17 protein-coding genes are annotated in these 12481 nt (G+C 71.3%); 12 read left to right on the top strand and 5 right to left on the bottom strand.

The window, feature by feature from the left end; all coding sequences use genetic code 11:
* The first annotated feature begins 23 nt into the window (after positions 1-23).
* A complete protein-coding gene (gene cobA, locus ACIOD2_RS05420) occupies positions 24-1253 on the top strand; it encodes a uroporphyrinogen-III C-methyltransferase (protein ID WP_400534684.1) in 1230 nt (409 codons plus the stop codon).
* Here the strand turns inward: cobA and ACIOD2_RS05415 are convergent.
* Positions 1241-2119 carry an alpha/beta fold hydrolase gene (locus ACIOD2_RS05415; protein ID WP_400534683.1) on the bottom strand — a complete coding sequence of 293 codons (879 nt, stop codon included), beginning with the start codon at positions 2117-2119 and terminating at the stop codon, positions 1241-1243. The genes cobA and ACIOD2_RS05415 overlap by 13 nt on opposite strands.
* A 134-nt stretch (positions 2120-2253) precedes the next feature.
* Between ACIOD2_RS05415 and ACIOD2_RS05410 the strand changes: the two genes are divergently transcribed.
* Positions 2254-3096, top strand: coding sequence for a crotonase/enoyl-CoA hydratase family protein (locus tag ACIOD2_RS05410; RefSeq protein WP_400534682.1), 843 nt, complete (start codon positions 2254-2256; stop codon positions 3094-3096).
* Between the two features lie 12 nt (positions 3097-3108).
* Positions 3109-4818: an AMP-binding protein gene (locus ACIOD2_RS05405; protein ID WP_400534681.1), complete on the top strand. Its 1710-nt coding sequence runs from the start codon at positions 3109-3111 to the stop codon at positions 4816-4818.
* A 44-nt stretch (positions 4819-4862) separates the two neighbouring features.
* On the opposite strand, the gene ACIOD2_RS05400 is transcribed toward ACIOD2_RS05405, so the two are convergent.
* The gene (locus ACIOD2_RS05400) at positions 4863-5255 is read right to left on the bottom strand and encodes a RidA family protein (RefSeq protein ID WP_400534680.1); all 393 of its coding nucleotides are present in this window, start codon (positions 5253-5255) and stop codon (positions 4863-4865) included.
* An 83-nt stretch (positions 5256-5338) separates the two neighbouring features.
* Between ACIOD2_RS05400 and ACIOD2_RS05395 the strand changes: the two genes are divergently transcribed.
* The gene (locus tag ACIOD2_RS05395; protein WP_400534679.1) at positions 5339-6310 is read left to right on the top strand and encodes a helix-turn-helix transcriptional regulator; all 972 of its coding nucleotides are present in this window, start codon (positions 5339-5341) and stop codon (positions 6308-6310) included.
* 18 nt (positions 6311-6328) lie between these two features.
* Here the strand turns inward: ACIOD2_RS05395 and ACIOD2_RS05390 are convergent, their stop codons facing one another.
* A complete protein-coding gene (locus ACIOD2_RS05390; RefSeq protein ID WP_400534678.1) occupies positions 6329-6727 on the bottom strand; it encodes a hypothetical protein in 399 nt (132 codons plus the stop codon).
* Between the two features lie 30 nt (positions 6728-6757).
* Positions 6758-7267 (bottom strand): hypothetical protein, encoded by a 510-nt coding sequence (locus ACIOD2_RS05385; RefSeq protein ID WP_400534677.1) that lies wholly within the window; start codon positions 7265-7267, stop codon positions 6758-6760.
* A 318-nt stretch (positions 7268-7585) separates the two neighbouring features.
* Here ACIOD2_RS05385 and ACIOD2_RS05380 point away from each other — a divergent pair, with 318 nt between their 5' ends.
* The 8 genes from ACIOD2_RS05380 (at position 7586) to trxA (ending at position 11815) form a co-directional block, all read left to right on the top strand.
* Positions 7586-7810 (top strand): hypothetical protein, encoded by a 225-nt coding sequence (locus ACIOD2_RS05380; RefSeq protein ID WP_400534675.1) that lies wholly within the window; start codon positions 7586-7588, stop codon positions 7808-7810.
* Positions 7811-7833: 23 nt separating this feature from the next.
* The gene (locus tag ACIOD2_RS05375) at positions 7834-8445 is read left to right on the top strand and encodes a CDP-alcohol phosphatidyltransferase family protein (protein ID WP_400534673.1); all 612 of its coding nucleotides are present in this window, start codon (positions 7834-7836) and stop codon (positions 8443-8445) included.
* Positions 8446-8545: 100 nt separating this feature from the next.
* Positions 8546-8932 (top strand): glycine cleavage system protein GcvH, encoded by a 387-nt coding sequence (gcvH, locus tag ACIOD2_RS05370; protein WP_323328507.1) that lies wholly within the window; start codon positions 8546-8548, stop codon positions 8930-8932.
* A 149-nt stretch (positions 8933-9081) separates the two neighbouring features.
* Positions 9082-9552, top strand: a complete 471-nt coding sequence (gene garA, locus ACIOD2_RS05365) for a glycogen accumulation regulator GarA (RefSeq protein ID WP_247051972.1) — start codon at positions 9082-9084, stop codon at positions 9550-9552.
* Positions 9549-10295: a MerR family transcriptional regulator gene (locus tag ACIOD2_RS05360; RefSeq protein WP_400534670.1), complete on the top strand. Its 747-nt coding sequence runs from the start codon at positions 9549-9551 to the stop codon at positions 10293-10295. The genes garA and ACIOD2_RS05360 overlap by 4 nt, the downstream gene beginning before the upstream one ends.
* Before the next feature lie 216 nt (positions 10296-10511).
* Entirely contained in the window at positions 10512-10985 is a 474-nt protein-coding gene (locus ACIOD2_RS05355; protein ID WP_009078856.1) for a bifunctional nuclease family protein, read from the top strand.
* A gap of 41 nt (positions 10986-11026) precedes the next feature.
* Entirely contained in the window at positions 11027-11428 is a 402-nt protein-coding gene (locus tag ACIOD2_RS05350) for a MerR family transcriptional regulator (protein WP_400534668.1), read from the top strand.
* A gap of 12 nt (positions 11429-11440) precedes the next feature.
* Positions 11441-11815 carry a thioredoxin gene (gene trxA / locus ACIOD2_RS05345; RefSeq protein ID WP_400534666.1) on the top strand — a complete coding sequence of 125 codons (375 nt, stop codon included), beginning with the start codon at positions 11441-11443 and terminating at the stop codon, positions 11813-11815.
* Here trxA and ACIOD2_RS05340 read toward each other — a convergent pair.
* A complete protein-coding gene (locus tag ACIOD2_RS05340; protein ID WP_400534664.1) occupies positions 11767-12399 on the bottom strand; it encodes a TetR/AcrR family transcriptional regulator in 633 nt (210 codons plus the stop codon). The two genes, trxA and ACIOD2_RS05340, sit on opposite strands and share 49 nt — an antisense overlap.
* Positions 12400-12481 lie beyond the last annotated feature (82 nt).

Below are 12481 nucleotides of genomic sequence, written 5' to 3'. Positions count from 1 at the left end.
ACACCGTCAATAAACTCCCGCGAATGGACGACCCGCACTACCTTTCCGGCCTCCAGCTGACCGGCCGCCGCGTCGTGATGTTCGGCGGCGGCAGCGTGGCCCAGCGACGGCTGCCCCGGCTCATCCGCGCGGGCGCGCGCGTGGAACTGGTGTCGCCGCACACGACACCGTCGGTGCAGGGCATGGTGGACGCGGGTGAGCTGGTCTGGCACGAACGCCGGTACGACGAGGGCGACCTCCGCGACGCCTGGTACGCGCTGGCCTGCACCGACGACGCCGAGGTCAACGCGGCGATCTGCGCCGAGGCCGAGCGGGAGCGCGTGTTCTGCGTCCGCGCCGACGAGGGTGAGTCCGGCAGCGCCGTGACCCCGGCGTCCGGCCGCCACGGCGGCCTGCTGTTCGGCGTGCTCTCGGGCGGCGAGCCGCTGCGCTCGGCCGCCGTCCGCGACTCGATCCTCGACGGCCTGCACGCGGGCACCGTCGAGGACGGCCGCCGCCCCCACCCGGAGGGCAGCCTGCCCGGTGTCGCGCTGGTCGGCGGCGGCCCGGGCGACCCGGAGCTGATCACCGTCCGCGGCCGCCGGCTGCTCTCGCGCGCGGACGTCGTGGTCGTCGACCGGCTGGCGCCCCGCGAGCTGCTCGACGAACTGGCGCCCGAGGTGGAGATCGTCGACGCGGCGAAGATCCCGTACGGCCGGGCGGCCAGCCAGGACTTCATCAACAGCACGCTGATCGAGCGGGCCAAGGAGGGCAAGTTCGTCGTCCGCCTCAAGGGCGGCGACCCGTACCTGTTCGGCCGCGGCTTCGAGGAGGTGCTGGCCTGCGCCGAGGCCGGTGTCCCGGTGACGATGGTCCCGGGCATCACCAGCGCGTTCGCGGTCCCGGCGGTCGCCGACGTCCCGGTGACGCACCGCGGTGTCGCCCACGAGGTCGTGGTGGTCTCCGGTCACGTCGCCCCGGGAGACGACCGTTCGCTGGTCGACTGGGAGCTGCTGGCCCGCATGCGCGGCACGATCGTCCTGATGATGGGCGTCGAGCGGCTCCCGCAGTTCGCCAAGGCCCTGCTGGACGGCGGCCGCCCGGCCGGCACCCCGGTGGCGATCATCGAGGACGGCACGATGCGCACCCAGCGCTCGCTGCGGTCCACATTGGACACGGTGGTCACCGACGCGGCGGCCTCGGGAGTCCGCCCGCCCGCGGTGATCGTGATCGGCCCGGTGGCGGGCCTGGCCCAGCCCGCTCAGTCCTCGTAGCAGCTCGCGGCGAAGTCGCGGATCGCGTCGGACAGCCGGGTCGGGTCGAACCGCAGCTCGACCGGGCTGCGGGCCTGGACGAACTCGGCGTCCGGCATGTCGACGGCCAGGGTGTCCGCGTCGCCGAACGGGTGGATCGGGTCACCCTGGTGGCCGATCACCAGCGCGCGGGTCGTGATCTTGCGGCGGACCGCCTTCGGCGGCGCGATCCGGCCGAAGAGCACGCCGTGCAGCAGGGCCGCCATCGGAGCCGGGCGCTGCGAGAGCGTGTCCGTGATGACGTCGACCCACTGGTTGCCGTGCGGGACCAGCGACGCCCCGAGGGCCACCGCCTGCACCGTCACCGGCAGGAAGCGGGCGGCCATCAGCAGCGGAGCGAACGTGAACAGCCCCGCGACGATCGCGTTGTCCAGCACCGGCATCTCGACGATCAGCCCGCGGGCCCGTTCCGGCGCCGACACGGCGACTTCGAGGGAGACGTTCGCGCCCAGCGACGTCCCGCCGATCACGGCCGAAGAGACCTCGAGGTGGTCCAGCAGCGCGAGGGTCTGCTCGGCGAACGACGGCATCGAGTACAGCCACGACTCGGTCGGGCGGTCGGAGTCGCCGTGGCCGAGCAGGTCGAGCGTGACTACGCGGAACCCGGCGCGGGCCAGCCGCCGCGCGAGGGGCGCGTGCATCCGGCGGGTCAGCATGATGCCGTGGGTCAGCACGACGACCTTGTCGCCGCTGCCGAACTCGGTGTACCAGAGGCGATGCCCCTCGTGGTCGAACGAGCCGGTCAGCTCGATCGGCCGGGACGAGCGCCGCGCGGGCGGGGCCGGGGGTTCCGGCTCGATCAGGGTCGCGCTGCTGGCCGGGCTCATGTCCCACCGTCCTCCCCGCGTCGTGGTCACTCTCTTCAGGAAAGCATCTCAAGACCACGTTGGCACAGTGACCCGTATGTCAATTGACAACGTGCCAATGGCGATCGGCCGCGGGCATGGGTCAAGATGACCTCATGACCGCTACTGCTGACAGTCTGCCCGACCTGGTCTCCCTCAAGGTCGACATCGAAGGCCACGTCGCCGAGGTGACGCTCCTCGGCCCTTCGAAGGGCAACGCGATGGGCCCGGACTTCTGGCGCGAGCTGCCGCTGGTGTTCGCCGCCCTCGACGCGGACCCGCAGGTCAGGGCCGTGGTGCTGACCGGCAGCGGGGCGCACTTCTCCTACGGCCTCGACCTGCCCGCGATGATGGGCGGCTGGGCGCCGCTGCTGGCCGGTGACGCGCTCGCCGGCCCGCGCAGCGAGTTCCACACCGAGGTCCGGCGGCTGCAGGCCGCGGTCAGCTCCATCGCCGAATGCCGCAAACCGGTCGTCGCGGCGGTTTCCGGGTGGTGCATCGGCGGTGGCGTCGACGTCGTCACGGCCGCCGACATCCGCCTGGCCAGCGCGGACGCCAAGTTCAGCGTCCGCGAGGTGCGCGTCGCGATCGTCGCCGACATCGGCAGCCTGCAGCGGCTCGCCCCGATCATCGGCGAGGGTCACGTCCGCGAGCTGGCGCTGACCGGCAAGGACATCGACGCCGCCCGCGCCGAGAAGATCGGCCTCGTCAACGACGTCTACCCCGACCAGGACGCGCTGCTGAAGGCCGCGCGGGAACTCGCCGCCGAGATCGCTGCGAACCCGCCGCTCGTGGTGCAGGGTACGAAGCAGGTACTGGCGGCGAACACCGAGCGCCAGGTCGCCGACGGCCTCCGGTACGTCGCGGCGTGGAACTCGGCGTTCCTGCCCAGCAAGGACCTCGGCGAGGCGGTGCAGGCCTTCATGGAGCGCCGGAAGCCGGAGTTCAAGGGCGAGTAGAGGAGACAGCAGGTGAGCAACGGCGCTTCGGAAGTCCACCACGCGTTCCGCGTGGCGCGGGACTACCTGCAGCAGCACCGCGAGGACTACGACACGGCGTATCGGGACTTCGCCTGGCCGGAGTTCGACCACTTCAACTGGGCGATCGACTGGTTCGACGTCGTCGCCCACGATCCGGACAACGCCGAGCGGCTCGCGTTGTGGATCGTCGAGGAGGACGGCACCGAGAACCGCTGGACCTACCCGGAGATGTCGGGCCGGTCCAACCAGGTGGCCAACTGGCTGCGCGGCCTCGGCGTGCGCCGCGGCGACCGGCTCATCCTCATGCTGGGCAACCAGGGTGAGCTGTGGGAGACGATCCTCGCCGCGATCAAGCTCGGCGCGGTGATCATCCCGGCGTCGACCCTGCTCGGCCCGGCCGACCTGACCGACCGCGTCGAGCGCGGCGCGGCCAAGCACGTCGTGGTCCGCTCGGTGGACGCCGGGAAGTTCGCCGATGTCGACGGCGACTACACCCGGATCGCGGTGGGGGAGCCGGTCGAGGGCTGGCACTCGTACACGACGGCGTTCGCCGAATCGCCCGAGTTCGCCCCGGACGGCCCCACGAAGGCCGGCGACCCGATGCTGCTGTACTTCACCTCCGGCACCACGGCGAAGCCGAAACTGGTGCAGCACACGCAGGTCTCGTACCCGGTGGGCCATCTGTCCACGATGTACTGGATCGGCCTGGAACCGGGCGACGTCCACCTCAACATCTCCTCGCCGGGCTGGGCGAAACACGCGTGGAGCAACGTCTTCGCGCCGTGGAACGCCGAGGCGACGGTGTTCCTCTACAACTACGGCCGGTTCGACGCGAACGCCCTGATGTCCCAAATGGACCGTTGTGGCATCACCAGCTTCTGCGCGCCGCCGACGGTCTGGCGGATGCTCATCCAGGCCGACCTGACGGCGCTGAAGACGCCGCCGAAGAAGGTCGTCGGCGCGGGCGAGCCGCTGAACCCCGAGGTGATCGACCAGGTCGAAAAGGCCTGGGGCATCACGATCCGCGACGGCTTCGGCCAGACCGAAAGCAGCGTCCAGATCGCCAACACACCGGGCCAGGACGTCGTGCCCGGCTCGATGGGCCGTCCGCTGCCCGGGTTCGTGGTGGCGCTGGTCGACCCGGTCAGCGGCGAACGGGCGCCGGAAGGCGAGATCTGCCTCGATCTCGACCACCGCCCGGTGGGCCTGATGACGGGCTACGCGGACGACGACGAGCGGACGTCCACGGCCTTCGCGAACGGCTTCTACCACACCGGTGACGTCGGTTCGATCGACGAACGCGGCTACATCACCTACGTCGGGCGCACCGACGACGTCTTCAAGGCATCGGACTACCGGATCTCGCCGTTCGAGCTGGAGAGCGTGCTCATCGAGCACGAAGCGGTCGCCGAAGCGGCGGTCGTCCCGGCCCCGGACCCGATCCGGCTCGCGGTACCGAAGGCGTACGTCGTGCTGGCGGCCGGCCACGAGCCGACGGCGGACACGGCGAAGGCGATCCTCGCGTACTGCCGCGAGCACTTGGCGCCGTACAAGCGGATCCGCCGTCTCGAGTTCGCCGACCTGCCGAAGACGATCTCGGGCAAGATCCGTCGCGTCGAGCTGCGCGGCCGCGAGAGTGACCCGGCGCGCGGCGCGGGCACGGAGTTCCGCGAAGAGGACTTCCCGGACCTCAAGGCTTGAGTGGTGCCCCGATGCGGCGTCCCGGGACGCCGCATCGGGGACGCTCACGCGACGGCCGTGCCCTCCAGTTCGACCACCTGGCCGGGGATCGCCAGCCGCGTCACCCCGAGCATCGTGGTGGCCGGAGCCGTGCCCAGCCGCGCCACCAGCACGCCGTAGTGGGGCAACAGCAGGTCGACGTCCGTGGTGTAGACGATCAGCCGGACGAGGTTCGCCGGCGTCATGCCGGCCTCGGCGAGCACGGCCTCCAGGTTGTCGAGGCTCAGCGCCAGCTGCGCGGCCACGTCACCGTCGTGCTGCGGCTTGCCGTCGGCGTCCATCGCGGTCTGCCCGGAGCAGTACAGGGTCCGGGTCTGCCCGGAGACGACCGTGCCCTGGTCGAACCCCAGTTCCGCCGACCACGGCCACGGGTTGACCGCCGTTCGTTCGACTGCCACATCAGCTCCCTTCGAGTTGTCGAGAACGCGAGCTTCGCCGGGAATCACGACATCTTCTGTCACGTATTCGCTAGGGTTCGCGGATGCGTGCCGACCGGCTGGTTTCGCTGGTTCTGCTGCTGCGGCACCGCGGACGGCTCACCGCGGACGCGCTCGCCCGCGAGCTGGAGGTGTCCACGCGGACCGTGCTGCGCGACATCGAAGCGCTGTCCGCGGCGGGCGTCCCGGTCTACGCCGAGCGCGGCCGGCACGGCGGGTTCGCGCTGCTGCCCGGTTTCCGGACCGAGCTCACCGGGCTGAACCACGACGAGGCCCTGGCCCTGCTGACGGCCGAGCAGGCGTTCGGGCTCGGCCCGGCACTCGCGTCGGCCCGGCGGAAGGTGATCGACGCGCTGCCCGAAGGCCATCGGGCCACCGCGAGCGACGCGGCCCGGCGGATCCTCGTCGAGCCGGAGACGGACCTGCTCTCCCGCCGCTCGGCCACCGAGGAGCTTCCCGGCCCGGCGATCGCCGAGATCAGGCGCGCGGTGCTCACGGGGCGCAAGCTGCGCATCCGTTACGCGGCCGCGGACCAGGAACCGCGGTGGCGCACGGTGGACCCGATCGGCCTGGTCACCGTCCGCGACCGAGGTTACCTGCTGGCCACGAGGTCCGGCGCGGACCGCACCTACCGGCTCTCCCGGGTGTCGGCCGCCGAGCAGCTGCCGGAGCCGGCCGAGCGCCCGGACGGGATCGACCTGGACGAGGTGTGGCGGGACCGCTGCGCGCGGTTCCTGGCCACCGGCCACATCGCGGTGCCGCTGCGGGTGCGGCCGGCGCGGCGGGAGGACGTGCTGAGCACCGCCGTGGCCGTCCGCACGGCGGAACCCGCCACGGACGACGGCTGGCAGCGGCTGGAGGCGACGTTCCAGGACCTGCGCCACGCCGAGTGGGCGCTGTGGCAGCTCGGCCCGGACGCCGAGGCGCTGGGCCCGGCGTCGCTGCGCACCTCGTTGCGGGACCGCGCCGCCGCGATCGCCGCTCGCTACGAAGACGCCGCGGCTCCCGGACCCTGACCCCCGGATCCCGAACGGTCAGGCGCGGGTGCCCTCGACCTGGCGGCCGTCCTCCGTCGAGCAGACCGTCACCGGGTCGTTCGCGCCGCTGCCGCACGTCCACTCGTCCAGCACGACCGGCCCCGGACCGTCCGCCGAGCTGGCCTCGGCCGGGGTCAGCTTCGTGAAGTAGTCCTTCAGCAGCGTCGTCGCCGCGGCGCAGTCGACCTTGCCGTGCGCCACGACCGCCGTCTTGGCGCCGCCCGTTCCGGTGACGTCGCCGCACGGCACGCCCGGGGCCGTGGACGCCGCCGCGGCCGCCTCGGCCGGGACCGCGCTCGAAGCGGACGGCGCCGCGGGCGCCGGGTCGGCGCTGCCGCAGCCGGCCAGAGCGGCGGTCGCGGCGACGAGCAGCAGGGGGTAGGCGAGTGTCTTCATGGGCCCTTCAGGAGCGGACGGGACGGGACGTCATTCGGACGGCACGACGGCGGCGAACACCGTCTGCTCGCCCTTGGTGCAGGTGGTGCCGCCCTGCGCGGCGGGCGGGCCGGACGTGCACAGCCAGCCGTCCACCGTCTCGTTCACCGCGTCGTTCGACCCGGCGCCCTGGCGCCCGGCGATCCTGCGGTGGAAGTCGGTGACCAGCTGGGTCGCCGCGACGCAGCTGACGCCGGACGAACCGCTGTCGAACACGTAGAGGGTCAGCCCGCTGGCGGCGGTGATGGTGCCGCACGCGCCGGGGACCGTCGGCGGCGCGCCGGCCGGCTTCGACGGCGGGGCCGGGGTGGCCGGGCCGCCGGTGGCGGGCGGCGGCGGGGGTGTCCCGGTCGCGGTGGACGACGGTGCCGCGGACGTCGGGGACGGCGGCGGGGGAGCGGCGGACGGCGCCGGATCGCCGGAACAGGCGGCGAGCGCGGGCAGCGCGAGGCAGGCGGCGAGCAGCGGCCGCCACGTCCTCGTGGTGGTCGGATGGGGCACCGCGATCCTTACCTCCCCGGTCGGGCTGGCTGGCCCGGTCATTCTGGCCCATCCGGGCCGGGGCCCGGGGATCGACTCGCCCAGGGGTGTGCCGGAGATTACTCCAGCCGGGTGGCGGCCGGGTCCGGTGGTCGCGGATTGTGTGTCCACAATGGACGATTAACATTCCGTTCACGCTCTGAAACACCAGGCTGTCATCAAGAATCGATCGGTCTAATTCACGCTGCGCGGGTTAACGTCCCGGCCGCGCGTGCCGACGAACTGGGTGGAGGCCGCAGAGCTTCCCGTCCCCGACCCGCACCGAACCCCGTGAGAGCGATGAACGCCGAAGCAGTCACCAGCCCCGATGTGACCAGCCCCGACGCCCCGTCCAGCCCGCCGACCGTGCCCAGCACCGTCGTCTGGTGCTGCGGCCGCCCCTACGTCCTCGAGGCGAGCCCCGGCCGCGCCCGCTGGATGGGCAACGACCACCGCGGCCGCCCCGAGGCCCTGAGCAGCGCCGAACTGCAGCGACGCGGCTGGAGCCACCGCCGCGCGTGCTGAGCCGCCGCCTCTAGGGTGAGCAGGTGAGCACCGCCGCACCCGAAGACACCCCGAGCGCCGAGCCGTCCCTGCTGCGACAGGCCTTCAACGTCCCCAACATGCTGTCGCTGCTGCGGCTGGCCGGCGTGCCGGTCTTCCTCTGGCTGCTGCTGGGGCCGGAGGAGGACGGCTGGGCGCTCGCGGTGCTCGTGTTCAGCGCGCTGACCGACTGGCTCGACGGCAAGCTGGCCCGCTGGCTGAACCAGATGTCCCGGCTCGGCGCGCTGCTCGACCCGGCGGCCGACCGCCTCTACATCCTCGCGACGCTCGTGGCGTTCCTGGTCCGCGAGATCATCCCGTGGTGGGTCGTGGTGCCCCTCGTGCTGCGCGAGGCCGTGCTCGGCGTGTGCGTCCTGACGCTGCGCCGCCGCGGCTTCGCGCCGCCGGAGGTCACCTACATCGGCAAGGGCGCGACGTTCGTCCTGATGTACGCCTTCCCGTTCCTGCTGCTCGCGCAGGGTGGCTCGGACGTCGCGGCGGTGGCCCGGCCCATCGGCTACGCCTTCACCATCTGGGGCGGCGTCCTCTACGTCTGGTCCGGTGTCCTCTACGTCGTGCAGGCGCGCAACGCCCTGCGCGGGTCCGCCGACGACTGAGCGCAACCGTTACGCCGGGTCGTGCCGTGCCGCTGCGCCGTGTGGGTGTAAGACTTCGCCCAGCACGTTTCGCCAGTGAGGGCATGAAAGGGGACCGGCGGTGTCCGCTCCTGAAGAGCTTCGTTACACCGAGGAACACGAGTGGGTCGCCACCCGCGGCGAGGACACCCTCGTCCGGATCGGCATCACCGAGTACGCGCAGGACCAGCTCGGCGACGTGGTGTTCGTCGACCTGCCCGAGGTCGGCCGCCAGGTCGGCGCGGGCGACGTCTTCGGCGAGGTCGAGTCGACCAAGAGCGTCTCGGAGCTGTTCGCGCCGGTCGACGGCGAGATCGTCTCCGTCAACAACGCCGTCGCCGACTCGCCCGAGCTGATCAACAGCGACCCCTACGGCGAGGGCTGGCTCATCGAGATCCGGCTCGAGGACCCGTCGGCGCTCGAAGCGCTCCTCGAAGCCGAGGCGTACGACGCTTTGATCAAGGGCTGAACCCCCGTCCGACCTCGGATTCCGGCCGGTGGGGACGTTCTGCTCACGGTTCTCCGGCCCGGGGCTCGGAGAAGCGATCAGGCACGGTACGTTGGCGGCTACACGTTCTTGAAGTACTGGCAACACAGCATGTGTGGAGGAGAGCTCAGGTGAGCACGAACGACGGGCCGGGCGGCGTTCCCCCGGAGCAGTCTCCGGAGCGGACCTCTGTCTTCCGGGCCGACTTCCTGGCCGAAGCCGAAGGCCATGAGCCCGCCCCGGCCGCCGAAGCCCCGGTTCAGGGCGTCGACGCCCTGCCCGCGGGTTCGGCCCTGCTGGTCGTGAAGCGCGGCCCGAACGCGGGTTCGCGGTTCCTGCTCGACCGGGACACGACCAGCGCCGGGCGCCACCCGGACAGCGACATCTTCCTCGACGACGTCACGGTCTCGCGGCGGCACGCCGAGTTCCGCCGTGAAGGCGGGGAGTTCGTCGTGATCGACGTCGGCAGCCTCAACGGCACCTACGTCAACCGCGAGCCGGTCGACCAGGCCGTCCTCGCGGGCGGCGACGAGGTCCAGATCGGGAAGTTCCGCCTGGTCTTCCTGACCGGCCCGGGGCACGGGGGCCAGGGGGCGCAGTGACGGCGGCCGGGCGGCCACAACGGGACGGGTTGAGCATCGGGGCGGTTCTGGCGCAGCTGCGCCACGACTTCCCCGACGTCACGATCTCCAAGATCCGGTTCCTCGAAGCGGAAGGCCTGGTCCAGCCAGGCCGGACGCCCTCGGGTTACCGGCAGTTCGCCGCGGCGGACGTGGAGCGGCTCAAGTTCGTCCTGGCCGCCCAGCGGGATCACTACCTCCCGTTGAAGGTCATCAAGGAGCAGCTGGACGCGGCGGACTCGGGTGCCGGGCCCGTCGCGGCCCTGCCCCGGCCACCGCGCCGGCTGGTGCCGATCGACGCGCCGGCCGAGAACGTGGGCCTGCCGGTGGCGGACGACTTCGCCCCCGGCCGGGAGCTGCGCCTGACCCAGGAGGAGCTCCTGGAGCAGGCCGGCGTCGACGCGGCCGAGCTGGCCGAGTTCCAGCAGTACGGCCTGGTCCGGCCCGGTCCCGCGGGGTTCTTCGACCCCGACGCGGTGCAGCTCGCGCGGACGGTGAAGGCGCTGACGGAATTCGGTATCGAGCCGAGACACCTGCGCGCCTTCCGCGCCGCAGCCGACCGCGAGGTGGGGCTGCTGGAGCAGATCGTGACCCCGGTGTACCGGCATCGTGACCCGGAGGCCAAAGCGCGGGCCGACGAGGTCGTGCGAGAGCTCGCGGCACTGTCCGTGACCCTGCACACGCTGCTCGTGAAGGCCGGAATCCGTGGCGTCACGGGTTGTTGAGCCGTAACGGGACGGTGAGATCCTCTTTGCGGTCCCATGTCAATGACTGAATGTTCGGCACCTCATGCCGTACCGTGAGAACAACGGTTTGCGGTAGGCGAGCCGAGAGTGTCCGGACAGCGAGCACAGCGCACGGATGACGGGTAGCGTCGGGAGTGAACGGCGCGAGGCGTTCCAGCGCTGAAGCCCGTGTGCACGAGAGGGAGGCGAAGCCCGATGAGCGAAATGCGCGTCGTCGGTGTGCGGGTCGAGCTGCCCGCGAATCAGCCGATCTTGTTGCTGCGGGAGACCGAAGGCGAACGGTACCTGCCGATCTGGATCGGCTCGGTCGAAGCGACCGCCATCGCGTTGGAGCAGCAGGGGGTCCGCCCCGCCCGCCCGCTCACGCATGACCTCCTCAAAGAGGTCATCGGAGCACTGGGCCGCGAGCTCGAGCAGGTCGTGATCACCGACCTCAAGGAAGGCACGTTCTTCGCCGAACTCGTCTTCGACGGTGACATCCGGGTCTCCGCCCGGCCGAGCGACTCGGTCGCGCTGGCCCTGCGGATCGGCGTCCCCATCCACGCCGTGGACGCGGTGCTGGAGGAAGCCGGCCTGATCATCCCGGACGAGCAGGAGGACGAAGTCGAGAAGTTCCGCGAGTTCCTCGACTCCGTTTCGCCGGAGGACTTCCGCGGCGCCGACACGTAGACACTTGCCTTGACGCGGACGTCAACGTCTAGCGTCGGGGCATGCGGATCGGAGAGCTGGCCAAGCGCACGGGTACCACCACCCGTGCGCTTCGCTTTTACGAGGACCAGGGCCTCCTCGCGGCCCGTCGCGCGGCCAACGGCTACCGCGAGTACGACGAGGACGACCTCCAGCTGGTCACCGAGATCCTGAAGCTGCAGACCGTCGGGCTGTCCCTCGACGAGACCCGGCCGTTCGTCGAGTGCCTGCGCAGCGGCCACGAGACCGGCGACAGCTGCGCCAGCTCGATCGAGATGTACCGGCGCAAGCTCGCCGAGGCCGACGCGGTCCTCGCCCGCCTCGGCGCCATCCGCGCCGAGCTCGCGGGGAAGCTCGCCGACGCGCTGGCCAGGCAGGATCCCGGCCGCGCTCCCGATCCGTGTGTCGTCCCCGAACGTCTCTGAAGGAGCCTTGTCATGTCCGAAATTACCGAAGTCACCGATACGACGTTCACCGCCGACGTGCTCGGCAGCGACGTCCCGGTGCTGGTCGAGTTCTGGGCCACCTGGTGCCCGCCGTGCCGGATGATCGCGCCGGTGCTGGCCGAGCTGGCCCGGGAACGCGCCGGGACGCTGGCCGTGCGCAAGATCAACTCCGACGAGAACCCGGAGACGACCCGGTCCTACCAGGTCATGTCGCTGCCGACGATGATCCTCTTCCGCGGTGGCGAGCCGGTGCTGACCATCGTCGGCGCGCTCCCGAAGGCCCGGCTCGAGGAGCGTCTCGACCGGGCCCTCGAGTCTCAGGCGGCGGTGGCCCTGACGAACGTGTCCGCGACCTCGCGGCCGTAGAGCTCCAGGTCCAGCGACGGGTCGGCCGCGTAGGCCGCGGCCACGCCGTCGACCGCCTGGGCGATCGACATCGCCATCACCTCGGGGGTGAACGTGCCGAACACCCCCTCGGCCTGGCCCTGCTTGAGCTGGCGGGCCAGGCCGTGCACCCGCAGGTCGTCGACCAGGATCTTCGTCATCACCCAGTTGTCGGCGTCGTCGGCGTTGACGGCCATCTCGGTCAGCACCCGCACGCAGTCCGGGTACGCGCGCAGGAAGGCGATCGACGTCTCGATGTGCGCCCGCAGGTAGCCGGCCCGGTCGGCCGGGTCCAGGCCGCCGCCGGTGCGCTCCTTGAGGAACTCGTTCTTCGTCTCGACGACGGTGCTGAGCACCGCCTGCATCAGCCCGGCCTTGTTGGTGAAGTGGTAGGAGATCATCCGGGTGCTGCTCAGCCCGGCGCGTTCGCGGATCTTGGCGAACGTGGCCTTGCGGTAGCCGAGGTCGTTGATGACGCCGATCGTCGCGCCGATGATCTGCGCGCGGCGGGCGGCCTCGGTCACGCTGAGGCCCATCTCGGCCATCAGTTCGGTGTTTACTTGCATGCGTAAAAATTAACACGGCTGAGTAAAAGTGTCCAGGAGGTTTGAACCACTGGTCTCGGGGTACGGCGAACGGCTCAAACGC

The organism is Amycolatopsis sp. NPDC088138, assembly GCF_044741685.1.
Lineage (GTDB): Bacteria > Actinomycetota > Actinomycetes > Mycobacteriales > Pseudonocardiaceae > Amycolatopsis.
Note: the sequence above shows the minus strand (reverse complement) of the source record. Positions and strands in the feature narration are given on the sequence as shown.

What these genes read in the sequence shown, in the direction of transcription:
- cobA (WP_400534684.1), top strand. Translation starts at nt 24, where the DNA reads ATGGACGACCCGCACTACCTTTCCGGCCTCCAGCTGACCGGCCGCCGC.
- ACIOD2_RS05415 (WP_400534683.1), bottom strand. Translation starts at nt 2,119, where the DNA reads ATGAGCCCGGCCAGCAGCGCGACCCTGATCGAGCCGGAACCCCCGGCC.
- ACIOD2_RS05410 (WP_400534682.1), top strand. Translation starts at nt 2,254, where the DNA reads ATGACCGCTACTGCTGACAGTCTGCCCGACCTGGTCTCCCTCAAGGTC.
- ACIOD2_RS05395 (WP_400534679.1), top strand. Translation starts at nt 5,339, where the DNA reads ATGCGTGCCGACCGGCTGGTTTCGCTGGTTCTGCTGCTGCGGCACCGC.
- ACIOD2_RS05390 (WP_400534678.1), bottom strand. Translation starts at nt 6,727, where the DNA reads ATGAAGACACTCGCCTACCCCCTGCTGCTCGTCGCCGCGACCGCCGCT.
- ACIOD2_RS05380 (WP_400534675.1), top strand. Translation starts at nt 7,586, where the DNA reads ATGAACGCCGAAGCAGTCACCAGCCCCGATGTGACCAGCCCCGACGCC.
- ACIOD2_RS05355 (WP_009078856.1), top strand. Translation starts at nt 10,512, where the DNA reads ATGAGCGAAATGCGCGTCGTCGGTGTGCGGGTCGAGCTGCCCGCGAAT.
- ACIOD2_RS05350 (WP_400534668.1), top strand. Translation starts at nt 11,027, where the DNA reads ATGCGGATCGGAGAGCTGGCCAAGCGCACGGGTACCACCACCCGTGCG.
- trxA (WP_400534666.1), top strand. Translation starts at nt 11,441, where the DNA reads ATGTCCGAAATTACCGAAGTCACCGATACGACGTTCACCGCCGACGTG.
- ACIOD2_RS05340 (WP_400534664.1), bottom strand. Translation starts at nt 12,399, where the DNA reads ATGCAAGTAAACACCGAACTGATGGCCGAGATGGGCCTCAGCGTGACC.